Below are 22,850 nucleotides of genomic sequence, written 5' to 3'. Positions count from 1 at the left end.
AATATATTTAGTGCTTTTAAAACTATTGCTATATTGAAGCCTGAATAGTTACGTTGTTTTTAATAACTTTTTTTTCTAAAGAATTTTACCATTGGTCAGTGGTTTGTCATATTAACGCACATTTATATATGTAGTTCTATTGCTTTTTTAACATTAGACTCAACTGCTTACCAAAAACAGCAGAAATACCAGCGGCCAAACCACCAACTAATCCAGTTACTAACATTAATACATAAGGATTGCCTCCCAAAGGTAATAAAATTGCAATGCGTTTGGCTAAGGTATAATCATTACCACTACTAAGAATAAAACTGTAAACGACCCAAAATAAAAGAATAGCTAAAAAGGGGGCAAAGAATACAGCAGCACGTTTTAATGGTACAAATATGGCACTTGCTAAAGCGGCTACCATCACAGACCACCAAGGAAGAAAGAGTGATAAAATTATTGCTAAAACAATTGTAACTATAAAATTGGTTGTATTTGCTTTCATTAGTTGCTAGGTATTAATATTTGTGTGCCAATTATCGCATTAGTAGCTTCGCTAGATTGTAAAAAGTTAAGAGTATGGTATTTACCAGCTGCCCAATCATCAATAAAATTATCGTAGTATTTACTACCAGGATTACCAGATTGTCCACCAGGATAAATACCTAATCCTGTTGGTGGAGAGGTCATTTCTACAATCATTCGCCAAGATGGTCCCCAGTTTTCGGATGTCGCATTAACTATATTTTTACCACCACCAATCGGAATATCAAATCTTGAAAATGCTGGTAAGCCTTGTAATAGGTGACCAGCAAAAGTTCCTTTATAATTTACCCAATTGAAGTCTCCATTTTCGGCTTTCCATTCACTTAGTCTTAAAACAGCCTTACTAAAACTTAATCTGAATAAATCTTTAGCCGTTTCAGTTTCTGGTGTATCCATAATATCCATAAAGGCATCATCTCCTTTGGTCTTTAGTAAATATATAGTCTGGTATGTAAACGGAGAATCCATAGCTGTATTTTCAACATTAAATTCATCCCAAACCATATCATAAAGAATAGTCCACCAAGCACTCCAAATACTTGGGCCAACTTCGGTCATATCATTATTATATTGCCATGCCTTAGCCAAGTTATAGATTTCTTTTTCTTCTAAAGTAAACTTTGAAGTATCCATTACCTCTAACATAAAAGGCATTAATTCTGCGGCCTTTAGATTGTAATTGTTATTTTGTAAATCTTTAAAATCTTGAATGCTGAACTTTTCTTTAGAATTAAAGAAATCGTTAATTACACGATTTCTATAGGTTTCGTAGCCATCATTAAAAACAAAATAGGGATAAGCCTCATCTACAGGATGCTGATTAGCAGAACTTACAAAGCCGCGTTCTGGGTTTTTAGTATGTGCATTAAATGGTTGCGGAATAAAACTTTGCCAATCATTTTCAGATTTACTACCGTCCATAACAAATTTACCTTGTCCTTCCCATTTATTAGGAAACATACCTTGTATCCATAAGGCAATATCTCCTTCAGTTGAGGCAAAGACAAAGTTTTGAGCAGGCGCAACCCAATATTTTAGAGCATTAGCATAGTCATCGTAGTTTTTCGCTTTATTTAATTCTAAAAAAGTTTTCTGTCCATTTCCAGGAATATGACCGGCCCATTGCATCGCATAGCCAGCTAATTCTTTATCTGATTTAAAGTTTTTATCATACACTACAGGACCATGATGCGTGTATAAAACAGAATCCTTATAACTAACTTTACCTTTTATTTTAATATCTTCAACTCTTATAGTGACATCTTTCCATTGGTTGTTGTATTTGTATTTTGTTCTATCTGCATTAAATTCTATCTTATACCAATCAATAACATCTCTAGTCGCATTAGTTTCTCCCCATGCAATATATTGGTTAAAGCCAGAAATAACAGCTAAAGCACCTGGTAGCGTAGCGCCAAATGCATTATGGGTTGGTGTGCTTAATTGCATTACAAACCAAATAGAAGGTAGGTTTAAACCTAAATGCGGATCGTTTGCCAAAATAGGATGACCAGAAGTTGATTTTTCTCCAGAAATAGCCCAATTATTACTTCCATAATTTGGATCTGGTTTATCAATCGTTTCTGCAATAGAATCTAAAACGATATAACTTATTGGTGTTGGTGTTTGTGGTACATCAACAAAACTCCAGTCTGTTTCTTTTGGAATTATAGGATCTGTAATATCAAAGAAATCTGGAAACAGTAAATCGAAACGCTCTTTACCAAATAATCGTAAAGCATTAGTATTTTCTATATCCTCATCTCCACCAGCCAGCATTTTAGTCATATACATTAAAAGTAATGCTGTCTTTTTGGGTGACCATGCTTCAGGTTTATAATCGAGTAATTTATATTCTACAGGATAATCTTTAGGGTCTAATTGGTTAATGTAACTATTTACACCATCTGCATAAGCTTCTGCAATAGCCATAGTTTTTACGTCTTCAGACATTTTTTTTATGGTTTGCTCTGCGCCAAAGACCATGCCTCTTCGTCGTTCTTGTCTGTCATAGTTTAATGCTCCTTCTCCTATAATTTCAGATAAGCGACCAGCTGATGCATAAGTTTGAAATTCCATTTGCCAAAGTCTATGCTTTGCCGTTAAATAGCCTTGAGCTCTGTATAAATCAAGATCATTCTGAGCAAATACATGCGGAATTAATTGCGCATCATAATGCACAGTAACTTTATCTGTTAATCCTAGAATTGTTATTTCACCAGTTGTAGATTCGTTAGTTTCGTTTTGCCATACTCCAGAATAAGGATTAAGAAATTTTCCTATGGGAGGAATAGACCCAAATTTGGTGTTTAATGCGAAAAATATTCCTATTGTTAATACAAAGGAAAGTACAAATTTAAAATACTTCATGAAGTGAAATTAGAATAGAATTTAAAAATACCAAATAATAATTACTTTTTATCTTAGTATTTAGGAATTAGATTTGAGTGGCTATTTTTTAAAAATTTTGTAAATGGGTTTTAAGAACCAAAATAAATTTTTATAAAAATGGATAGACCTTAAGTAGGTCGTTCTATATAATTTATCTTGATATGATGTTACCTCTAAAGGTCTTATTTGTTTCTCTGGTTGCATCCTAATACATGCAAATCCTCCCCACATTTCTCTGTAAAGCCCATCGTGATTAAAAGCGCCAGTGACATAATCGAGTTCTACATTCTCTATAAATTTATTTGAATTATAATCATAAGCTTTCATACCTTTTCTACATGCAGGATTAAAACTATCGTGTAGAATAATTGTGACAGCTTGCTTAGGCAATAATTTAAGCACATTGGTGATATCTTCTAAAACACCTTTTGTACTGTGATCACCATCTATAAGTATAAATTCTACAACCTCATTATTACTGTTAATTTGGTTAATCAGCTCAGGGACTACAATTTTTGAGTCGCCAATTAGATACTCTACATTAGTTAGAGCATCACATTGCTTATCTCTATAAGTTGGAGTTAAATCAATAGCATATACTTTGTCTGAAAATGCACTAATAACTTGTAGGCTTCCACCATTATATGTGCCAATTTCAATAGCAACTTTTGGTTTAATGGTTTGTAATACTCTAATAAGCGTCGCTTGCTCTGCTCTGCTCATGGACCAAGGGATAGTGTATTGGTTGGTTATTAAATTTAATGTTTTGGTAGAATTCATTAATTTATCGCAGTACTAATTTTTTAATAACCTCTTTGCCAATAGCCTCATTTAGCATTTTTATAATCTTTTCATTACCATAACTTAGTTCTTCTCTAAGCACACTAGAACTTAATTTTACATAGAGAATATCGTATTTAAGCTCAATAGCAGTAGTGTAGTTGTTAACTCCATCTCCCATAAGATTTGCCCAAGCTTCGCGTACATTAACTTTATCTAAACCAGGTTGCAAATTGTTTTTTTTCACAAACTCTTTTAGAATGTCTTCTATAGGTTGATTATCGTTATTGCGTTTTGCCATGTTTACTTTCCATCATAGAGGAACTTTCATTAATTACTCGACACTCAATATAATTGGAGTGTAGCGCTTGTATAAATATACATCCTTATTTTCATTAATAATACGTAAGTTTTTAGGAGTTGCTTCAATAACAGTTTCCTTCCATTTCGCATAAGGTGTGCTATAGTATATGTTTAAGCTATTATTTTCAATTTTTACGTTTAAAGTTTCTGCATTACCAGAGGTAAAGTAGGTATTGTTAATACCAGGTTTTAGTTTTTTTCTAAACCCATACAAACTGTCATTAAGACTTATGTAATCTATAGTATCATTAAACTTATATTCTTTTTTACTACCATCAGAAAGAGTGACTTCTTCAATTTCCCAATAGCCAGCTATATATTCTATGTATGTTTCTGGGCTTTTGGAGCAGTTAAACAAACTAAACATAATTAATATGAAAAGCAGATTTTTCCAATTTATGAGATTGCCACAGCAGACAGAAAAAGTCTGCTTCGCAATGACGTTATAATAGTTTTTCATAATTTGAAAATTTTATAAGATTGATGAATTTGTTTCACAATATCTTCAGTTCTGTCAGCATGTGTATCGCTAATAAAAATTTGACCGAAATGGTCATTGTCAACCAAATTAATAATTTGTGCCACTCTATTTTCATCCAATTTATCAAAAATATCATCTAAGAGCAAGATAGGAGACACACCGCTTTGTTGTTTTGTAAAATCGAACTGAGCCAACTTCAATGCGATTAAAAAGGATTTTTGTTGGCCTTGACTTCCAAATTTTTTGATTGGAAAATCATCAATTAAAAACACTAAATCATCTTTGTGAGCTCCAACGCTTGTGTATTGTAAAGCTTTATCTTTGTTAAGGGTTTTATCTAATAAATCGTTTAATTCGCCATCAAACAAATCACTTTTATAAGTTAAATTAATAACTTCTTTGCTCTGACTAATCGCTTCATATCGTGCTTTTAAAATTGGGATAAACGTTTTTAAAAACGTCTCTCGTTTTTTAAATATTTCAGTGCCATAATTATGAAGTTGTTCGTTGTAAATAGCAAGTGTATCTGCATTAAATGTATTATTCAACGCAAAATATTTTAAGAGTGCGTTTCGCTGTGCTAAAACCTTGTTATAGCTTATAAGTTCTGTTAGATAACTTTTATCACTTTGAGAAATAACACTATCAATAAACTTTCGTCGTGTATCACTACCTTCTATAATTAGATCGCGATCTGCAGGAGATATAATGACTAGCGGAATAAACCCAATATGCTCACTAAATTTGTCGTAAACTTTGCCATTGCGTTTAATAACTTTTTTTTGCCCACGTTTTAGGGACACTATAACTTTTTCAGAACGCTCATTTTTAGTAAAATGTCCATCAACTACAAAAAATTCTGCATTGTGATTTATATTCTGAACTGCAATAGGATTAAAGTAGCTTTTTCCGAAAGCTAGATGGTATATGGCATCTAAAGCGTTGGTTTTACCTATACCATTTGCGCCAACAAAACAATTGATTTTGGCGTCGAAAGCGAAAACCTGACTTTCAAAATTTTTGTAATTAACTAAAGATAGAGTGTTTAGATTCATATAAATTTAATGGTTTGCCTAATTTTAGTGCTGTGGCAAAGCATTATTGCTCTTCAACAATTGTTCAAAAATAACAAATAAATAGGCTTTACATCATTTCTATTTTGAAATTGTTTATTGAAAAAGCAGGTATTTTTTCTTAAGGCGAATAAAAATAACAAAGCATAGTGAAGCTATGGTTTTTTATTATTTTGAAGTATCAAGGAAAAAGAGCAATTTTTGGTGAGTAATTTTAATGTAGAATTGATGTTTAATCCAATAAAAATTTTATTTTTGCGCACGCACAAATAGACAAGATATGGCTACATATAAGAAAAGAGGATACAAACCTAAAACTAAGAAAGAGAAGGACGAAGTGGTTGAGGAAAACTCAACAACTGCTGAAGTATTTAATACTTTAGATGAAGGAGCCTCTAAAACGGAGGAGTGGGTAGTTAAAAACCAAAAATACATTATTGGTGTCATTGGCGCTATTGCTTTAGTAGTTTTAGGCTATTTAGGTTACAATAAATTTGTAGCTGAACCACAAGAAAAAGACGCCATGAACGAAATGTACACAGCGAAAAAGTACTTTGATGATGCTGTTAGTGGTATTTCTTCAGATTCACTTTACAATATGTCTTTAAATGGTGGTGAAGGAAAGTATGGAATGTTAGATATTATCAATGAATATGGTGGTACACCTGCTGCTAATTTAGCAAACTACTATGCTGGTATGTCTTATTTGAATTTAAAAGATTACCAAAATGCAGTTACTTATTTAGGTAATTTTTATAGTGATGACAAAATGCTTGGACCAATATCTAAAGGTGGTATTGGTGATGCATTTGTGCAATTAGATCAAAAAGAAGACGCTTTAGAATATTACGAAAAAGCTTTTAAGGCAAATGTAAATGAATTTACAACACCTTTATATTTAATGAAGGCTGCACGTGTTGCTATAGATTTAGGACAGAGTGATAAAGCCTTAGGTTATTTAAAACGCATTAAGTCTGAATTCTCAACATCTACGGAAGCAACTCAAGTGGATACATTAATAGGAAAAGTTGAAGCAAGCTTATAAGTATGGCTACGGCAAATCATAATTTATCGAATTACGATAAAACAGCAATCCCAAACGCGAAAGACTTTCGGTTTGGGATTGTTGTTTCAGAATGGAACGATACTATTACTGAAGGTCTATGGCAAGGAGCTTTTGACGCGCTAATAGATTGCAGTGTACTTAAAGAGAATATTGTACGATGGAATGTGCCAGGTACTTTCGAACTCACTTATGGTGCAGCCAGAATGAGTAAAAGCATTTACGCAGATTCAGGTATGTTAGATGCTATTATTGTTATAGGTTGTGTTATTCAAGGAGAAACAAAACATTTCGACTTTGTTTGCGAAGGCGTAACACAAGGCATTAAAGACCTTAATCTTAAAGGAGATATTCCTGTTGTATTTTGTGTGCTTACCGATAATAATATGCAACAGTCTATTGATCGTTCTGGTGGTAAACATGGTAATAAAGGTACTGAAGCGGCAATCGCAGCTATAAAAATGGCAAACCTTAGAAACGAAAGTAAGCAGTAAACAGTCTTCATTACTTTATTGTGTTTATTTTTTAGCTAACAGCTAACTCTAGCATACTTTTTGTTAATAATTTTAAGGAATCCTTAAGTAATATTTCCTAGTATTTTAAGTACTTTTGAGATATATCGAGATTAATTTATTAGTCAGCGTGTTTAATCAAAGAAAAAACAAACGTTTTAGTTATAAGCCTCGTTTTCAGGATTCTAATCCCGACAGCTATCGGGAAGAGTTGAAAGACGGTTTAGAGACTAAATGGAATGAAGTAAAAGGTGGTGCTAAACGCAAGGGGAATGTGCTAACATCTCTACCAGCCTTAATCATTATATTAGTGTTGCTTTTTGTTTTAATATATATTCTCGATGGATATATGAAATAAGGATAGTATGGGATTAATGAAATTAAAAAAGAATCGGAAGTATAATTATAAGCCACAATATTATAAAGGTGACAGTAATCCTTATGAGCTTAAGCACAAGTTTGATGAGCACAGATCAACCGTGAATCCTGCAAAAGGAATTAAGGGGAAATGGAATGCGGCTTTAGATGATTATCAAAACAATAGAGACAACAAGGTAAATAAACGTGTTCTAATTATAATAGGGGTTTTAGTATTCTTATTTCTATTAGTGATTGGTTTCGACTTGTCTATTTTCTTCTCAAAAAGCTAATGACAGATATAATTCAACTCTTACCAGATCATGTTGCCAACCAAATAGCAGCTGGTGAGGTGGTACAACGTCCTGCTTCTGTAGTCAAAGAATTATTGGAAAATGCTATTGATGCTGATGCTACCGAAATTAAACTCATCATTAAAAATGCTGGTAAAACCTTAGTGCAAGTTATTGATAACGGTAAAGGCATGAGTGTCACTGACGCGCGCTTAAGTTTTGAGCGTCATGCTACATCAAAAATAAAATCTGCAGAAGATTTGTTTCAAATTAACACAAAAGGATTTCGAGGTGAAGCATTGGCAAGTATTGCTGCGATTGCTCATGTAGATTTAAAAACGAAACGACCAGAAGACGAATTAGGAACTACAATAGAAATTGAAGGCAGTACTGTTAAATCTCAAGAGGTTTCAGTAACACCTTCTGGAACTTCGGTTGCAGTGAAAAATTTGTTTTTTAATATTCCTGCAAGACGAAATTTCTTAAAGTCAGATACCGTTGAGTTAAGACATATTTCAGATGAATTTCATCGTGTTGCTTTAGCACATCCTAATATTGCTTTTGCATTATACCATAACGGGAGTGAGCTTTTTAATTTACCACAAGAAAATTACAGGCAACGCGTAGTGCATATTTTTGGCACTAAAACCAATGAGAAGTTAGTACCTGTAGAAGAGGAGACAGAAGTTTTAAAAATCTCAGGATTTGTTGGTAAGCCAGAATTCTCTAAAAAAACAAAATCGGAGCAGTTCTTTTTTGTTAATCAGCGTTTTATTAAAAGTCCATATCTAAACCATGCGATTAATGCAGCTTTTGATGGGTTACTAAAAGATGGCTATCATCCAAGTTATTTTTTGAATCTCACAGTAGATCCGAAGACAATAGATATAAATATTCATCCTACAAAGACAGAAATTAAGTTTGATGATGAGCATACGCTTTATGCCATTTTACGATCTGCGGTTAAGCATAGTTTAGGGCAGTTTAATATTGCACCTGTTTTAGATTTTGAACATCAAAGCAGTTTAAATACGCCATATAATTATAAAGATAAAACAGCTTCGGCACCTTTAGTTGAGGTAGATAGAGCTTTTAATCCATTTTCTGAAGATGAGAATAATAGGAGACAAAGTTTAACACATAGTACGAGCTTTAAGCAAGCAGCAGCAGCTTCTTGGGAAAGCCTGTATGTAGGCCTAGAATCTAAAGGCAATAATTCTAAAACAGAATTTAGTGAAGTAACGTTTGAAAGTGATTCGCAAACCGAAACTATCTTTAGTAATTCGTCTATTGAAAGCACTAAAACAACCTTTCAGTTACAGCAAAAATATATCGTTAGTACATTAAAATCGGGTATGCTTATTATAGATCAGAATAGAGCACATCAGCGTGTGTTATATGAAAATTTCTTAAAACATATAACCATAAAAGAGGCGACAAGTCAGCAGTTATTATTTCCGTTGCAATTGCATTTTACACCAAGCGAAACCAAGATAATAGGCGATTTAAAAGCAGATTTAGAACATACAGGTTTTGTATTTTTAGAATTAAATGAAAAAGAAATTACGATTACAGGTGTGCCAGTTGGAGTGTCAGAAAGTGAAGTGACTATAATTTTTGAACAGTTGATTAGCGATGTAGAAAATGATGTGCCAGACGCCAATTTTAGTGCTGCAGATTTGCTCGCTAAATCTATGGCAAAAAGTTTAGCCATTAAAAATGGACAATCTCTTAATAGTATGGAGCAAGAGCACATGGTTAATAGTTTATTTGCCTGTAAGGAACCAAATGTATCACCAACCAATAGACCAACGTTTATTACGCTAGGAGTTGATGATATTGAAAAAAAATTTATGTAGTATATGAGACAAGGAATAACAGGTGTAGTAAAGCATTTATTAATTATAAACGTGCTAATGCTTATAGGAACTATGGCAATTGGTAATGGTGAAATTTTTTATCGATGGTTCGCTTTATATTTCCCCAAAAACCCAATGTTTCAACCATGGCAAGTGTTAACGCACATGTTTATGCATGGTGGAGTGACACATGTTCTATTTAATATGTTTACTTTATGGATGTTTGGCACTGCTGTTGAACAAGCTTTTGGATGGAAGAAATTCTTAACATTTTATTTGCTTTCTGGGTTTGGTGCAGCTATTATTCAAGTTGCATTTTTGTATTTTCAGTACAACACTGGTTTAACAACTTTAATAGAATCTGGTATTTCTCTAACGGATATTGTTAATGTTCTTAGTGAAGGTAAATACAATACAGCTTGGGTGTCAATTTTAGGTGATAATTTTAATGGTTTTGTTAGTGCTTTTAATTCCACTATGGTAGGCGCATCTGGTGCTATTATGGGAGTTCTAGTGGCTTTCGGAATGTTATTTCCCGAATCTAAATTAATGCTTATTTTCTTGCCTATACCAATAAAAGCTAAGTACTTTATACCTGTTATTATTGCTTTAGACTTGTTTTCTGGTATAACAGGTCAATCCATATTTAGTCCAAGTAATACAGCTTATATGGCGCACGTTGGTGGAGCTCTTACAGGTTTTATTTTGATGTACTTCTGGAAGAAAAATGAAAAAGATAAATACCGTTGGAATTAACTATGAACACACTACGAGATTTTAAATGCAAGTTTAATAACTTCAATGCTTTTGAAAAGATTATTGTTATAAATATTATCATTTTCATTAGTGGTCAGTTGATTGGTGTTTTTGTACAAACAAGCAATTCTTTGTCTTTTTTAAGTTTACCATCAGATTTATTAGACTTTTTACTAAAGCCATGGACACTCATTACTTATGGATTTACCCATTATGGTTTTTTTCATGTTCTTTTCAATCTTTTGATTTTGTATTACATATCAAGAATGTTATTGAATTTGTTTCGCCCAAAAATGGCACTTAACATATACTTACTAGGTATCATTGCTGGCGGATTGGCTTTTCTATTTGTGTATAATGTCTTACCAAGTCAGTTTCTAATAGAGACTTCAAGCGTAGTTGGTGCTTCTGCTGGTATTAGAGCTTTAATTATCTTTCTTGGAATTTATATGGCAGAAACAGAAGTCCGAATCTTTATGTTTAATGTTAAGCTTAAATATATTGCCATTGCCATAGTTGTTATGGATGTTTTGGGTTTGTTTACTTGGAATCAGGGAGGAAATGTTGCGCATTTAGGAGGCGCATTGTTAGGTTATTTTTATGCCACTAAACTTAGACAAGGCAAAGACATAGGCTCTGGCTTTGAACGAGCGATGGATACTGTAGTAAGTTGGTTTAAACCAAAATCTAATTTAAAAACAGTGCATCGAAAAAAAGGACAATTTGCTGGTAAGACTAAAGACGAGTTTAATTCGTTTAATAAACAGAAAAAGATAGATTTAATTCTCGATAAAATCAGTAAAAGTGGTTATGAGAGTCTTACAGCAGAAGAAAAAGAGTTTCTCTTTAAAGCTGGTAAATAATGCAGATTCCCATTTTCAAGGGAAATTAATATGAAGAATTTAAAGCTAGGCGGTAAATTTATATTTGTTATCAATTCTTTGGTAGCGTTTTTATTGCTTGTTTCCTACATTTTAGCATACATACCACCAAAAAAATTTGCGACGCTGTCCGTTTTAAGCCTTAGTGTTCCATTACTCATTCTACTCAATATAATCTTTTTTATCTATTGGTTGCTAAGGGTGAAAAAGCAACTTTTATTATCGTTGTTGGTATTGGTTTTGGGATGGAGTTATATAAGTACTATGTATAAGTTTTCATCTTCTAAAAAGATTGAAGACACCAATAATATTTCAGTAATGTCATATAATGTGAGATTATTTAATATGTTTTCATGGTTACCTAGTAAGACAGTGAAAGAAGATATTGTAGAATTTATATATAGCGAAAATCTAGATATACTTTCTATGCAAGAGTATAGAACAGCTGATCCTATTAAATTGGATGGGTATTATAGTTTTAACGCTACACTTAATAACACTGTAAAACGCGGACAGGCTATTTTTTCAAAATTCCCTATTGTAAATTCTGGTTCGCTAGAATTTCCAAATACTTTTAATAATGGCATTTTTGTTGATATCGTTAAGCATAAGGATACGATAAGAATTTATAATTTGCATTTGCAATCTTCGGGTATAAAGACTGATGTAAAAACACTTAAAAAGGAAACCTCTGGCCATTTATTTAAACAGGTAGGTGCAACTTTTAAAGCCCAGCAAGAGCAAGTAGAGCTATTTCTAAAGCATAAATCTAAATGTAACTACAAAAGCATTGTAACTGGCGATTTTAATAATACAGCATATTCTTATATTTATAAAAAAGTAAAAGGCGATGATTTGCTAGATTCTTTTGAAGAAGCTGGTAATGGCTTCGGAAGAACATATAACTTTAAGTTCTTCCCACTAAGAATTGATTTTATTTTATCCGATAAAGCTTTTACTGTTAATGGTTTTAAAACCTATGATATTAAGCTTTCAGATCACTATCCTATAAAAGCGACCTTAAAATTACATTAGCCAACAATCTGCTGTATCTGCAATAATGTGAGCTACTAAACCAATACCGAAAAGTCTAGATTTTTTAGGAATAAGCAATATGAAATAAACTGCTATTGCATAATAAGAGTGAAGCGGGTGAAAATTAATACTACAACGATTAGGATCGAAAATTGGATTGGCTAATAAGTGGTCTAAATCAATAACAAAAGCAAGTAACATAATTAAGTAAGCCTTGATCCAATTTTGTTTAAAAAAGCATAAAGCAAGCACTAGTGGAAATCCGAAATGTAGACCATAGTGAACCCAAAATTGAAGCATAATATTTTATATGTTTTATCTTAACATCCCTAAAGTCCCCTCAAGGGGACATACTATGTAAGTTCGTTTTTAGAATTGTCCCCTTGAGGGGACTTTAGGGGTGTTTTTAAGTTTATAATGTTTGTTTTTTTAAGTATAACTCTGTATTTGGCCCCTCATTAAACAATAAATCTAAGATGCTAAGATTCGAAATAAAACCATGTTTCTCAGTAAAAACTTGAGTGTAAGATTGAAAAGAATCTATTTTATAGTTTCGATTAACTAATGGTTTAAAATCTGTTTTGTCTTTTGGCTGTTTTTCAAAAAGCTGTGTTTTTGATGTAGCAAGATTAAGCTGTAGAGAATCTATAAGCACTTCAAAACAATTGAGATTAAAATCTAAGATGTAGTCAAATTGCTTTTCAAACAAAGGCATTAAGTCGTCAATGTAGTATTCAAAAAAAGGGGACATGCTGTAAGCTGATTGTAATGATTTTAGATGTTGTTGTTGCCAATAATCTTCATTAGCAATTCTAACATCTTTATAAAGTTGTCTATTCTTTTGAGTATAACTCACAGGAACTGTTAGAGCAAGTTTACCGTTAGCACCATAAATTTCTGTGCGATTTCTAAAGCTTTGTTTTTGATAGTTATCACATGCTTCAAAAAACACATTATCAGCCTTAAACATAGCTGCATAATGCGCTATGTTAGGGAAATATGTAGCATGGATAAGACAATTCATTATGTCTTGTTTTTTTAGACTACTAATTATTATTTAGCTTTCTTTTTCTTTCTCCATCTATTATAGAAAGTGATTCCCAAAATAAGCACTAAAAATGGTATTAAGTAAGATGTGCGTTTACCACTGCCACTGACTGTTGTAAATATTCTATCCCAACGAGGTCTCCAGTTTTTAAGACCGTCATTAATACCATCTATACTCATCCAGATAAATACTGGTTTACCAAAAGTATGATCGAAAGGTACAAATCCCCAATATCTACTATCAATAGAGTTGTGTCTGTTGTCTCCCATCATCCAATAATAATCTTGCCCAAAAGTATAGGCTGTTGCTGGTTGGTCATCAATAAAAATTTGATTCCCTCTTGTGACTACTTTATGGCCTTCATATTCTGAAATAGCACGTTTATATAATGCAATGTTTTCAGTCGTTAATTTAACTGTGGCTCCAGCTTTAGGAATCCATATAGGGCCAAAATTGTCGATGTTCCAATTGTAATTAGCATCTCTAGGAAAGATATCGTCTTTTTCTTCTGGAGCTCTTTTAATAGGAACAATTTGTGCTACTTCTGGGTGCGCTTTTAATCTCGCTATAGCTTGGTCTGTAGCAGCAGGAATTCTATAAGACCCTTCTGTTGTTCCATAGCCTAATCCATCAGTGATATCATATTTTTTTAGTATATCATAAATCCGTGCTGCTTGAAGATTACGCTTAAAAGTTATGTCATAAGAAAATTGTAACTGCGCTCTATTAGGTAATTTGTTTTGTACACCATTTATGTAAACATAACCATTACGTATTTCTAAAGTATCACCAGCGACACCCACACAACGTTTTACTAGATTGGTCTTCTTATCTATGGGTTTGTAATAGTTACGATCTGGAGTAAAATTATTCATATCCAAAAGCGTATCTGCTGGTTGGTTGAATACCACAATGTCATTGCGTTTAATTTTTTCAAAGGCTGGTAATCTAAAATATGGTAGCTGTAATTTATTTATCCAAGATGTGTTTCGCTTTTCGAAGTTGTCATTAAATAAGTAAGATTTGGTTTTCAAGACAGGAATAGTGTCATGTACCATTGGTGCTCCAATAGTTGTCATTGGCGTTCTGGCACCATAATGTATTTTACTAACAATAAGAAAATCACCAACCAACAATGATTTTTCTAAGGATGATGACGGAATCACAAACGGTTGAAAGAAATACGTATGTACAATTGTAGCTGCAACAATAGCGAATAGGATAGAGGTTATCCATTCTCCAGAAGATGTTTTTGGTTTTAACTTTCTGTCTTCTATATAGCTAACGTCTGCAACATAATTTAAATAATATAGATAAAAGCCTAAAGTAATTACGCATAATAGTGCGTCTAGTTTACTATCCTTACCAAATGATCTAGCGGTTTCTACCCAAGCTGCAGGAATCATTATAAGATTTACAATTGGTAAAAACATTAATATAACCCACCACCAAGGACGAGAAACAATTTTCATTAATACAACCGCATTGTAAACTGGTACAAATGCTTCCCATGCTTTTCTCTCAGCTTTAACATATAATTTCCATGTACCTAAGCCATGTATAACTTGTAAGATTAGTAAAAAAATAAACCACTGAGTCCAGGTCATAATATCTAAAATGATAATTGTCTAATGACAATTGATTAATTTTTAAGGTTCAAATTTGCAGTTTTTCTTGATGAAATAAAAATCCTTGTCAATTCATCTGCTTCATTTAACAAAAATTTACAATTGTCCGAAGGTAAAAGTTTTTCGTCAATAATGAATTCTAACCAGAAATGACTTTCATCTACCTCTTCAATTACAATACTTATTTTTGAAATGAAACTTCGTTTTGATTGTGCAACGCAAGTGGCTCTATAATTCGCTGCTACTGACGTAGAGCATCTGATAAGTTGATTTTTAATATGATTAGATAAATAATCATTAGGTAATTTAGCAACTAGCTTAACAGTGTTATGTGCAAATATTTTTGTTCTATGTTTTAGGTCATTCTTCATTAATCAATCGACATTAAGCATTAATATTTAACACATCTTTCATGCTAAACACTCCTTTTTTATTCTTAATCCATTCTGCTGCAATTACTGCTCCCATTGCAAAACCTTTGCGACTATGTGCTGTATGCTTTATGCTAATAGAATCGATTTCAGAATTATAAGTTATTTTATGAGTGCCAGAAACGTTTTCAATACGCTTGGCATCAATGTAAATTTCATCAGATTTAGGTTGGTCTAACGTCCAGTTTTTGTAATTGGTGTTTTTTACGATTTGTTCAGCTAAAGTAATGGCAGTACCACTTGGTGCATCTAATTTTTGAGTGTGATGAATTTCTTCAATTTCAGCATTATAACCATCTACTTTTGCCATTAATTGACTCAGTCTTTTATTAATTTCGAAAAAAAGATTAACGCCTAAACTAAAATTTGAAGCATATAAAAATGTTCCACCTTTAGATTTACAATACTCTAAGACATCTTCGTATTGGTCTAACCAACCTGTGGTGCCAGATATCACAGGCACTCCTGCATCTAAAGCCTTTTTAATATTAGAAACGGCTACAGCTGGTATGCTAAAATCTATAGCGACCTCAGTATTTAAAAAATCATAATCTGAATTAGTACCAGACGCTTTTAGAGTAATACTATGATTGCGTTGTAAAGCAATAGTTTCAATGCTTTTGCCCATTCTGCCATAACCTAGTAAAGCTATATTCATATTAAAATTTAAAATTTAATGTTAATCCTAAATCCGAAGTGTTCTCCAACTGGTTGTATTGATAGTGTGGACTAAGGCTTAAATTTTCATCAACATTAAACTGTAATAAATGCGCATCTACATTGGCATCAATAATGTTTAAGGCATAAAGACCAAAGGTCACTAAAAGAGACACTTCTTTATTTCGTCTAAACTGTTGCTGTGCTCTAATAAGCCCATCATCTGAAATGGATGGTGTCTCATTAGGACCATAAAATTCATCATCTTTAAAACCAGCTTTACGTCTTTTGTATGCATCTCTATAGCGATCAAATTGCTTATCATTCCTCACATAGAAATAAACACCAGCTCCAATAGCTCCCCAAACAATAGGTACTTTCCAATATTTTTTATTGTAAGCTTGTCCTAATCCTGGCAAGATAGCCGAATAAAACGCTGCTTTAGACGGTCGTAGCGGATCAATGGCTTTTTTAGTCAATGTCTCGTTAGCTACTATAGGTGATTGGTCTATGGCTATGCTCGTACTATCTTTATCCTTTTGAGAAAATGAATATAGTGCCGAAAAAAAGCATAGGTATAAAATAAATAAACGTTTATTTAGCACGTTGAACTAATTTTTTAATTCGGTTAAAATCTTCTTCAGAATGAAAAGGTATCGTAATCTTACCACTTCCATTCTTAGCTATTTTAACGTCTATTTTATGTCCGAAGTATTCTGAGAATTCTTTAACCCCTTTTTTAATGTACTTTGGGATTCCTGTAGATTCTGAGTCCGATGTTTGTTCTGATGTCGAATTTAAGTTCTTAACTAATTGCTCTGTAGCTCTTACAGATAGTTTGTTGCTGATAACTTTTTCATAAACTTCGAGTTGGTCTATCGGACTTTCTATATTAACCATAGCTCTACCATGTCCCATACTAATAAATCCATCTCGCATTCCGGTTTGAATGATTGGGTCTAATTTTAATAAGCGTAAATAATTGGCAATAGTCGAACGTTTTTTACCAACACGCTCACTCATTTGTTCTTGTGTCAGTTGTATTTCGTCAATTAAACGTTGATAGGATAGTGAAATTTCTATTGGGTCTAAATCTTGGCGTTGAATATTCTCAACCAAAGCCATTTCTAAAGACTCTTGGTCGTTTGCTATTCTTATATATGCTGGGATTGCAGTTAAACCTATTAATCTAGAAGCTCTAAAACGACGCTCGCCAGAAACTAATTGGTATTTGTTGAAGGCTAATTTTCTAACCGTTATTGGTTGAATTACTCCAAGCTCGCGAATAGAAGAAGCGAGTTCTCTAAGCGATTCTTCATTAAAATTTGTTCTTGGCTGAAATGGATTTACTTCGATACTTTCAACATCGAGTTCAACTATATTACCAACAACTTTATCTGCATTTTTATCTTCAGCAGAGTTAATATCGTTTTGAGGGTCTTTTAACAAAGCCGAAAGCCCACGTCCTAATGCTTGTTTTTTTGTTGCCTTAGCCATTACAATTCATTTTTTTTAATCAACTCTTTGGCTAAGCTCAAATAGTTTGCAGCACCTTTGCTACTTACATCGTAGTTGATAATGCTTTCGCCATAACTTGGTGCTTCACCTAAACGTACGTTTCGTTGAATAATAGTATCAAAAACCATATCTGTAAAATGTTTCTGAACCTCTTCTACAACTTGGTTAGATAGACGCAAGCGCGAATCGAACATTGTTAACAATAGTCCTTCGATATCTAACGCTTCATTATGTATTTTTTGTACACTTTTAATAGTATTTAACAGTTTGCCTAAACCTTCTAGTGCAAAATATTCGCATTGAATAGGAATAATTACGGAATCAGCAGCAGTTAAAGCGTTTAATGTTAACAAACCAAGCGAAGGAGCGCAATCAATTAATATATAGTCGTATTCAGATTTTAATTCCGAAATTGCTTTTTTAAGCATGTACTCACGCTCTTCTTTATCTACTAATTCAATTTCTATTGCGACAAGATCGATATGTGCAGGCATAATATCTACGTTAGGCGCTTTGGATGTTATAATAGCGTCCTTTGCAGGTTTGGTGTGTTCTAATACCTGATATGAGCCGATCTCAACAGCATCTACATCAATCCCTAAACCAGAACTGGCATTGGCTTGAGGATCTGCATCTATAAGTAGTACTTTCTTCTCTAGTACACCTAAAGAAGCAGCTAAATTTACAGAGGTCGTTGTTTTACCAACACCTCCTTTTTGATTAGCAATTGCAATGATTTTACCCATTAAATGATTTGGTTATTTGAATGTGAATTTATTAGGATATTTTAATGTATTCAAACCTCTATTTTACATGTTCGCTTCATCTTTTTATCGCTTCATATTATATATAATATGAAACTTAAAAAAGCTTTTGCCAAAAAGCAAAAGCCAAGCTTTTCGATATCATAAAATTGCATGATAATTTCATCGTAAAAATACAATTATTTATGAGTATAGAAAATTGAAGTTGTTAACATTGATTTCATAAAAATAGGCTAACTGAAAAGAACCAATGCTATTAACCTGAACTTGTTTCAGATTCTAATTTATATTGATTTTTATAATTTTCAGTTAGCCTAATTGTGAATAAATAGATCTACTATTCTTCTGGTAATAATACTGCTTTTATATAACCACCACTTAAGTATTTCTTAGCAACATTATGTATATCTTTTGTTGTTAAAGCATTTACATTAGCTTCATAGTTAATTACATTATCAATATCACTTTTATTATAATCTGCATTTTTAATAGCAGACAACCAAAAACGGTTTTGCTCTAGTTGTTCTTTTCTCGTTAGTAATAAAGCTTTCTTTACTTTGTCTAAATCTGTTACTGTAGGTCCATCGTTTACAATCTTTTTAAGTTCTGCTATTGCTGCAGCAGATAACTTTTCGACATTTTCAGGTGCACAAGGAAATGAAATGCTAAAACTAAAACGACCATAAGGCATTTTGTTAATAGAGCCTCTTGCACCAGCACCATATACACCACCTTCTTCTTCTCTTAATTTTTCGATCAATTTAATACTTAAGATTTCTCCTAAAGCATTCATCGCTCTAGCTTCTTTAATATCATATTTTGCTTCACCTCTATAAATAAGGTTTACCTGGCTTTTTGGTTCAGTGCCTTTATTATACGTAAACTCATAAGCACCAGATTTTGGCCTAAAAGATGATACGTTATACATTTCTCGTTCTGTATTCCCTGGAAGTGATGCAATATAGGTCTCTGCATATTCAGCGATCTTATCCTCATCTACATTACCAACAAAATAAAAATTAAAGTCTCCTGCATTTGCAAAACGTTCTTTATACTTTTCATAAGCTAAATCATAATTAGCTTTATCTAAATCTTCTTCAGTTGGGAAGCCTGTATATCTTGGGTTCCCTTCATTAGAAAACTTACCTAAAGCAATTGAAAACGATATATTAGGATTAGATAATATATTTCCTAAAAAGGCTTTCTGCTTACTTATATAAGAAGCAAAAGCCTCAGGATCTTTATCTAATTTAGTAAAGTACAAATGAATCATTTGAAACATGGTTTCAAAATCTTTAGGTGAAGCAGATCCTCTCATACCTTCGCTTAAACCACCAATAAAAGGGCTTACTCGTGCTATTTTACCAGACATTAATTTAGTCATGTCGTTTTTGGTGAGCCCATCAATACTCGCTTCAAATACACCTCTGTTAGCGCTTGCGGTTTCTTTTAAAACATCATCAGAGTACAATGATGTACCTCCATAACTATAGGCTTCAAATAAGATTTCATCATTTTTAAAATCTGTTTTCTTATAAATAATTTTTGCACCATTACTTAAGGTAATTGTTGTTGTTTCGTTAATTTTTTCTTTATTATTAACTTCTACACTAGCGATACTTCCTTTTTTAGGTTTTACAGGCATTAGGTTTTCTCTTACTGCTTCATCTTCATAATCGGCAATGTCTGCTTTTTTAATATTATCTAGTAAGTTAATGACTTCTTTTTCTGTCACCTTTTTAAGACCTTCCTTTTTTGGGCCTGTAAGAACAACTAACCTATTGTCGTCATGTAAGAAATTGACAATTAAACCATTAACTTCTTCTAGCTTTATATTTGGTAACTCTGATTGTGTATATTCGAAAGACCATTCTATTCCAGGAATAGGGCTTTCTTGTAAAAAATTCTGAATATAACCACGAACAATTCTACCAGATTCTTCCTTACCCTTATTTTTAAACGAACGTTCTAATCTTGCTAAATAATCTTTCTTCGCGCGTTTTAATTCTGAAGCTTTAAAACCATAACGTTTTACACGTTCATTTTCTTCTAATAGTGTTTTTAATGCGTCTAACTGACCTGTTTCATTAGTTTGAGCAAAAGATTGATAGGCATCTTTGTTACCTATAATACCACCTTTGTATGAAAAACCATAAATAAATGGTGGGTTTGGTTTATTACTAAATTCGCTAAGTCTGTTGTTTATCATTTGGTCAAAAAGGCCTTCAACAACATTGTCTCTATAGTCTTCTACAGTTTTTGTTTTCTTCTTTTTACCTTTATCCTTGTAATAAATTTGAACTTGGCTGCCTGTAGCTTCTTCATCCCATTCAATAGCTACAAAAGTACCTTCATGATTTTCGGATCCAAATTCCTCTCTTGGTTTTGGATTCTCAGGGTTTTTTAGATCGCTAAAATTTTCTATTATTTTCTTTTCAAGTGTTTCTACATCTAGGTCACCAACAGCAATTACTGCCATTAGGTTAGGACGATACCAGTCTTTTTGAAAGTTTCTTACACTTTCATATTTGAAGGTTTCTAAGTTTTCTTTTGTACCAATTGGTAAGCGATCTGCATATTTAGATTTGTAAGCGATTTTATCTAAATACTTAGATTGCATTCTGGTTGCGGCACCAAGTCGTGTTCTGTATTCTTCAATAACAACGCCACGTTCATCATCAATATCTTGTTCAGTAAGTAATGCATTACCAGCCCAATCTTGTAAAATTTGAAAGCCTTTATCTAATTTTTCTGGATCGTCACTTGGAATTGGGAGAATATAAACCGTTTGGTCAAAACCTGTGTAGGCATTTAAGTCTGCACCAAATTCTACACCAATACTTTGCAAGTAATCTACCAATTCGTTTTTCTTAAAATTGGTGGTACCATTAAAGTTCATGTGCTCCATAAAATGCGCTAAACCTAGTTGGTCTTCGGTTTCTAAAATAGAACCGGCTTTTATAGCCAAACGTAATTCTACTTTGTCTTCTGGTTTACCATTATTCTGTATGTAATAGGTAAGTCCGTTAGATAGTTTACCAATTTTTACATCTGAAGTTGTTGGTAATAAGTCTGAAGAGACTGAGCCAGTAGTTTGCTTTTCTAAAGTTTTGGTTTGTGCATTTGTTGATAATGTAATTAGCAAACAACAAACAAAAAGTGTTCGAAGCATTTGAGAAAGTTTTGTTTTCATAGATTGATGGTTTTAAAAATTATAATAACTGTTTATAAGAAAATTCCTCTAATCTAAATATAAAACATTAAGAATAAAAGAAATAACAATACTTTAACTAAATTTTTAGTTGAATATTATGCTTAAGCTCAGATAAATTTTATGAGAATAGGTAAGAGGTAATTATTTAATCCGTTGTGCATTTGATTAAATTTCGTCTATTCGAGTGAATTTTAGGCTTTGATAGCCTGAAATTTGTATCGAGAACAAGAAATTTATGTTATAAAATAGGTTCTCGATACGATTTTTATCAAAAATCACTCGAACTGACGTATTCAAAATCAATTGAGTACCAATAAAATGCAGAACGTTTATTTATTCTTTTTAGTTCGAATCATTTTTTCTAAATCGTCCCATTGATTTTCACTAACTTCTGATAACATATTGAATTCACCTGCACCTTTAAGCCATTCACCACCATCTATAGTCACAACTTCACCATTCATATAGGCTGAAAAGTCAGACACTAAATAAGCTGCTAAATTGGCTAATTCTTGATGCTCACCAACACGTTGTAACGGTACTTTTTTAGCCATATCAAATTTTTCTTTAAGATCACCAGGCATTAAACGATCCCAAGCTCCTTTAGTTGGGAATGGTCCTGGAGCAATAGCATTAAATCGCATTCCGTATTTTGCCCATTCTACAGCAAGACTTCGAGTCATGGCCAAAACTCCAGCTTTAGCTGCTGCACTTGGTACAACGTAACCAGAACCTGTCCAAGCATAAGTCGTTACGATACTTAAGACGTTGGTATTGGTTTGTTTAGTGTCTATCCAATGTTTTCCAAAAGCTAGCATACAGTTTTTTGTACCTTTTAGAACAATATCTATAATCACATCAAAGGCTCTTGGCGACAAACGTTCTGTAGGTGAGATGAAATTTCCGGCAGCATTATTTAGTAAGACATCCACTTTGCCAAATTTTTCTACAACAACTTGGCGCATAGCTTCTACCTGATGAAACTCACGCACATCACACTGTAATGGTAAACATGTGCCACCAGTTTCTGCTTCTAATTCCTTGGCTGTGTTCTTAAGCTTATCTATGTCACGAGATGAAATGGCAACATTTGCACCAAGTTCTAAGAAGTATCTCGTCATAGCTTTGCCTAAGCCGCTTCCTCCGCCTGTTACTACAATTGTTTTTCCTTTGAGAGCATCGTCTCTTAGCATTTTATTTGTGTGATTCATG

24 protein-coding genes are annotated in these 22,850 nt (G+C 32.9%); 8 read left to right on the top strand and 16 right to left on the bottom strand.

Annotation, left to right across the window (positions count from 1 at the left end; genetic code table 11):
- Nucleotides 1–136 precede the first annotated feature (136 nt).
- From AAC053_RS08915 to recF, 6 genes are all read right to left on the bottom strand, one after another.
- A complete protein-coding gene (locus AAC053_RS08915; RefSeq protein ID WP_339755466.1) occupies nucleotides 137–493 on the bottom strand; it encodes a hypothetical protein in 357 nt (118 codons plus the stop codon).
- Nucleotides 493–2,904, bottom strand: a complete 2,412-nt coding sequence (locus AAC053_RS08910; RefSeq protein WP_339755464.1) for a penicillin acylase family protein — start codon at nucleotides 2,902–2,904, stop codon at nucleotides 493–495. Before AAC053_RS08910 ends, AAC053_RS08915 begins: the two co-directional genes overlap by 1 nt.
- 81 nt (nucleotides 2,905–2,985) lie before the next feature.
- Nucleotides 2,986–3,705, bottom strand: coding sequence for a class I SAM-dependent methyltransferase (locus tag AAC053_RS08905; RefSeq protein ID WP_339755462.1), 720 nt, complete (start codon nucleotides 3,703–3,705; stop codon nucleotides 2,986–2,988).
- A 4-nt stretch (nucleotides 3,706–3,709) separates the two neighbouring features.
- Nucleotides 3,710–4,006: a DUF721 domain-containing protein gene (locus AAC053_RS08900; protein WP_339755461.1), complete on the bottom strand. Its 297-nt coding sequence runs from the start codon at nucleotides 4,004–4,006 to the stop codon at nucleotides 3,710–3,712.
- Nucleotides 4,007–4,039: 33 nt separating this feature from the next.
- On the bottom strand, nucleotides 4,040–4,528 hold the full coding sequence (locus AAC053_RS08895) for a lipocalin family protein (RefSeq protein WP_339755459.1): 489 nt from the start codon (nucleotides 4,526–4,528) through the stop codon (nucleotides 4,040–4,042).
- Nucleotides 4,525–5,604: a DNA replication and repair protein RecF gene (recF, locus tag AAC053_RS08890; RefSeq protein ID WP_339755457.1), complete on the bottom strand. Its 1,080-nt coding sequence runs from the start codon at nucleotides 5,602–5,604 to the stop codon at nucleotides 4,525–4,527. Before recF ends, AAC053_RS08895 begins: the two co-directional genes overlap by 4 nt.
- A 298-nt stretch (nucleotides 5,605–5,902) precedes the next feature.
- Between recF and AAC053_RS08885 the strand changes: the two genes are divergently transcribed.
- The 8 genes from AAC053_RS08885 (at nucleotide 5,903) to AAC053_RS08850 (ending at nucleotide 12,378) form a co-directional block, all read left to right on the top strand.
- Nucleotides 5,903–6,667 (top strand): tetratricopeptide repeat protein, encoded by a 765-nt coding sequence (locus AAC053_RS08885; RefSeq protein ID WP_339755455.1) that lies wholly within the window; start codon nucleotides 5,903–5,905, stop codon nucleotides 6,665–6,667.
- 2 nt (nucleotides 6,668–6,669) lie between these two features.
- The gene (ribH, locus tag AAC053_RS08880; protein ID WP_339755454.1) at nucleotides 6,670–7,179 is read left to right on the top strand and encodes a 6,7-dimethyl-8-ribityllumazine synthase; all 510 of its coding nucleotides are present in this window, start codon (nucleotides 6,670–6,672) and stop codon (nucleotides 7,177–7,179) included.
- 148 nt (nucleotides 7,180–7,327) lie between these two features.
- Nucleotides 7,328–7,555: a hypothetical protein gene (locus AAC053_RS08875; RefSeq protein ID WP_339755452.1), complete on the top strand. Its 228-nt coding sequence runs from the start codon at nucleotides 7,328–7,330 to the stop codon at nucleotides 7,553–7,555.
- Between the two features lie 16 nt (nucleotides 7,556–7,571).
- On the top strand, nucleotides 7,572–7,847 hold the full coding sequence (locus AAC053_RS08870; protein ID WP_339755451.1) for a riboflavin synthase subunit beta: 276 nt from the start codon (nucleotides 7,572–7,574) through the stop codon (nucleotides 7,845–7,847).
- Nucleotides 7,847–9,706: a DNA mismatch repair endonuclease MutL gene (gene mutL / locus AAC053_RS08865; RefSeq protein WP_339755450.1), complete on the top strand. Its 1,860-nt coding sequence runs from the start codon at nucleotides 7,847–7,849 to the stop codon at nucleotides 9,704–9,706. Before AAC053_RS08870 ends, mutL begins: the two co-directional genes overlap by 1 nt.
- Nucleotides 9,707–9,709: 3 nt before the next feature.
- Nucleotides 9,710–10,462: a rhomboid family intramembrane serine protease gene (locus AAC053_RS08860; protein ID WP_339755448.1), complete on the top strand. Its 753-nt coding sequence runs from the start codon at nucleotides 9,710–9,712 to the stop codon at nucleotides 10,460–10,462.
- Nucleotides 10,463–10,464: 2 nt separating this feature from the next.
- Nucleotides 10,465–11,325, top strand: a complete 861-nt coding sequence (locus tag AAC053_RS08855) for a rhomboid family intramembrane serine protease (protein WP_339755447.1) — start codon at nucleotides 10,465–10,467, stop codon at nucleotides 11,323–11,325.
- 30 nt (nucleotides 11,326–11,355) lie between these two features.
- Nucleotides 11,356–12,378 carry an endonuclease/exonuclease/phosphatase family protein gene (locus tag AAC053_RS08850; RefSeq protein WP_339755445.1) on the top strand — a complete coding sequence of 341 codons (1,023 nt, stop codon included), beginning with the start codon at nucleotides 11,356–11,358 and terminating at the stop codon, nucleotides 12,376–12,378.
- Here AAC053_RS08850 and AAC053_RS08845 read toward each other — a convergent pair.
- The 10 genes from AAC053_RS08845 to AAC053_RS08800 form a co-directional block, all read right to left on the bottom strand.
- Nucleotides 12,370–12,678 (bottom strand): DUF6122 family protein, encoded by a 309-nt coding sequence (locus AAC053_RS08845; protein ID WP_339755443.1) that lies wholly within the window; start codon nucleotides 12,676–12,678, stop codon nucleotides 12,370–12,372. The genes AAC053_RS08850 and AAC053_RS08845 overlap by 9 nt on opposite strands.
- A 112-nt stretch (nucleotides 12,679–12,790) precedes the next feature.
- Nucleotides 12,791–13,402 (bottom strand): WbqC family protein, encoded by a 612-nt coding sequence (locus AAC053_RS08840; RefSeq protein WP_339755441.1) that lies wholly within the window; start codon nucleotides 13,400–13,402, stop codon nucleotides 12,791–12,793.
- Between the two features lie 29 nt (nucleotides 13,403–13,431).
- A complete protein-coding gene (lepB, locus tag AAC053_RS08835) occupies nucleotides 13,432–15,033 on the bottom strand; it encodes a signal peptidase I (RefSeq protein WP_339755439.1) in 1,602 nt (533 codons plus the stop codon).
- Between the two features lie 35 nt (nucleotides 15,034–15,068).
- Nucleotides 15,069–15,425: a four helix bundle protein gene (locus tag AAC053_RS08830; RefSeq protein ID WP_339755438.1), complete on the bottom strand. Its 357-nt coding sequence runs from the start codon at nucleotides 15,423–15,425 to the stop codon at nucleotides 15,069–15,071.
- A gap of 13 nt (nucleotides 15,426–15,438) precedes the next feature.
- Complete coding sequence (gene dapB / locus AAC053_RS08825) at nucleotides 15,439–16,143, bottom strand: 4-hydroxy-tetrahydrodipicolinate reductase (protein ID WP_339755437.1); 705 nt, start codon at nucleotides 16,141–16,143, stop codon at nucleotides 15,439–15,441.
- Nucleotide 16,144: 1 nt separating this feature from the next.
- Nucleotides 16,145–16,747: a DUF5683 domain-containing protein gene (locus tag AAC053_RS08820; RefSeq protein ID WP_339755436.1), complete on the bottom strand. Its 603-nt coding sequence runs from the start codon at nucleotides 16,745–16,747 to the stop codon at nucleotides 16,145–16,147.
- Nucleotides 16,737–17,639 (bottom strand): ParB/RepB/Spo0J family partition protein, encoded by a 903-nt coding sequence (locus tag AAC053_RS08815; protein ID WP_339755435.1) that lies wholly within the window; start codon nucleotides 17,637–17,639, stop codon nucleotides 16,737–16,739. The genes AAC053_RS08820 and AAC053_RS08815 overlap by 11 nt, the downstream gene beginning before the upstream one ends.
- Entirely contained in the window at nucleotides 17,639–18,406 is a 768-nt protein-coding gene (locus AAC053_RS08810; protein WP_339755433.1) for an AAA family ATPase, read from the bottom strand. The genes AAC053_RS08815 and AAC053_RS08810 overlap by 1 nt, the downstream gene beginning before the upstream one ends.
- A gap of 355 nt (nucleotides 18,407–18,761) precedes the next feature.
- Nucleotides 18,762–21,617 carry an insulinase family protein gene (locus tag AAC053_RS08805; protein WP_339755431.1) on the bottom strand — a complete coding sequence of 952 codons (2,856 nt, stop codon included), beginning with the start codon at nucleotides 21,615–21,617 and terminating at the stop codon, nucleotides 18,762–18,764.
- A gap of 350 nt (nucleotides 21,618–21,967) precedes the next feature.
- A complete protein-coding gene (locus AAC053_RS08800; RefSeq protein WP_339755429.1) occupies nucleotides 21,968–22,849 on the bottom strand; it encodes an SDR family oxidoreductase in 882 nt (293 codons plus the stop codon).
- Nucleotide 22,850: the final 1 nt, after the last annotated feature.

The organism is uncultured Winogradskyella sp. (assembly GCF_963975125.1).
In the GTDB taxonomy this organism is placed as follows: Bacteria; Bacteroidota; Bacteroidia; order Flavobacteriales; family Flavobacteriaceae; genus Winogradskyella.
Note: the sequence above shows the minus strand (reverse complement) of the source record. Positions and strands in the feature narration are given on the sequence as shown.

Coding starts and splice junctions, on each gene's coding strand:
- AAC053_RS08915 (WP_339755466.1), bottom strand. CDS start 493: ATGAAAGCAAATACAACCAATTTTATAGTTACAATTGTTTTAGCAATA.
- AAC053_RS08910 (WP_339755464.1), bottom strand. CDS start 2,904: ATGAAGTATTTTAAATTTGTACTTTCCTTTGTATTAACAATAGGAATA.
- AAC053_RS08905 (WP_339755462.1), bottom strand. CDS start 3,705: ATGAATTCTACCAAAACATTAAATTTAATAACCAACCAATACACTATC.
- AAC053_RS08900 (WP_339755461.1), bottom strand. CDS start 4,006: ATGGCAAAACGCAATAACGATAATCAACCTATAGAAGACATTCTAAAA.
- AAC053_RS08895 (WP_339755459.1), bottom strand. CDS start 4,528: ATGAAAAACTATTATAACGTCATTGCGAAGCAGACTTTTTCTGTCTGC.
- recF (WP_339755457.1), bottom strand. CDS start 5,604: ATGAATCTAAACACTCTATCTTTAGTTAATTACAAAAATTTTGAAAGT.
- AAC053_RS08885 (WP_339755455.1), top strand. CDS start 5,903: ATGGCTACATATAAGAAAAGAGGATACAAACCTAAAACTAAGAAAGAG.
- ribH (WP_339755454.1), top strand. CDS start 6,670: ATGGCTACGGCAAATCATAATTTATCGAATTACGATAAAACAGCAATC.
- AAC053_RS08870 (WP_339755451.1), top strand. CDS start 7,572: ATGAAATTAAAAAAGAATCGGAAGTATAATTATAAGCCACAATATTAT.
- mutL (WP_339755450.1), top strand. CDS start 7,847: ATGACAGATATAATTCAACTCTTACCAGATCATGTTGCCAACCAAATA.
- AAC053_RS08860 (WP_339755448.1), top strand. CDS start 9,710: ATGAGACAAGGAATAACAGGTGTAGTAAAGCATTTATTAATTATAAAC.
- AAC053_RS08855 (WP_339755447.1), top strand. CDS start 10,465: ATGAACACACTACGAGATTTTAAATGCAAGTTTAATAACTTCAATGCT.
- AAC053_RS08850 (WP_339755445.1), top strand. CDS start 11,356: ATGAAGAATTTAAAGCTAGGCGGTAAATTTATATTTGTTATCAATTCT.
- AAC053_RS08845 (WP_339755443.1), bottom strand. CDS start 12,678: ATGCTTCAATTTTGGGTTCACTATGGTCTACATTTCGGATTTCCACTA.
- AAC053_RS08840 (WP_339755441.1), bottom strand. CDS start 13,402: ATGAATTGTCTTATCCATGCTACATATTTCCCTAACATAGCGCATTAT.
- lepB (WP_339755439.1), bottom strand. CDS start 15,033: ATGACCTGGACTCAGTGGTTTATTTTTTTACTAATCTTACAAGTTATA.
- AAC053_RS08830 (WP_339755438.1), bottom strand. CDS start 15,425: ATGAAGAATGACCTAAAACATAGAACAAAAATATTTGCACATAACACT.
- dapB (WP_339755437.1), bottom strand. CDS start 16,143: ATGAATATAGCTTTACTAGGTTATGGCAGAATGGGCAAAAGCATTGAA.
- AAC053_RS08815 (WP_339755435.1), bottom strand. CDS start 17,639: ATGGCTAAGGCAACAAAAAAACAAGCATTAGGACGTGGGCTTTCGGCT.
- AAC053_RS08810 (WP_339755433.1), bottom strand. CDS start 18,406: ATGGGTAAAATCATTGCAATTGCTAATCAAAAAGGAGGTGTTGGTAAA.
- AAC053_RS08805 (WP_339755431.1), bottom strand. CDS start 21,617: ATGAAAACAAAACTTTCTCAAATGCTTCGAACACTTTTTGTTTGTTGT.
- AAC053_RS08800 (WP_339755429.1), bottom strand. CDS start 22,849: ATGAATCACACAAATAAAATGCTAAGAGACGATGCTCTCAAAGGAAAA.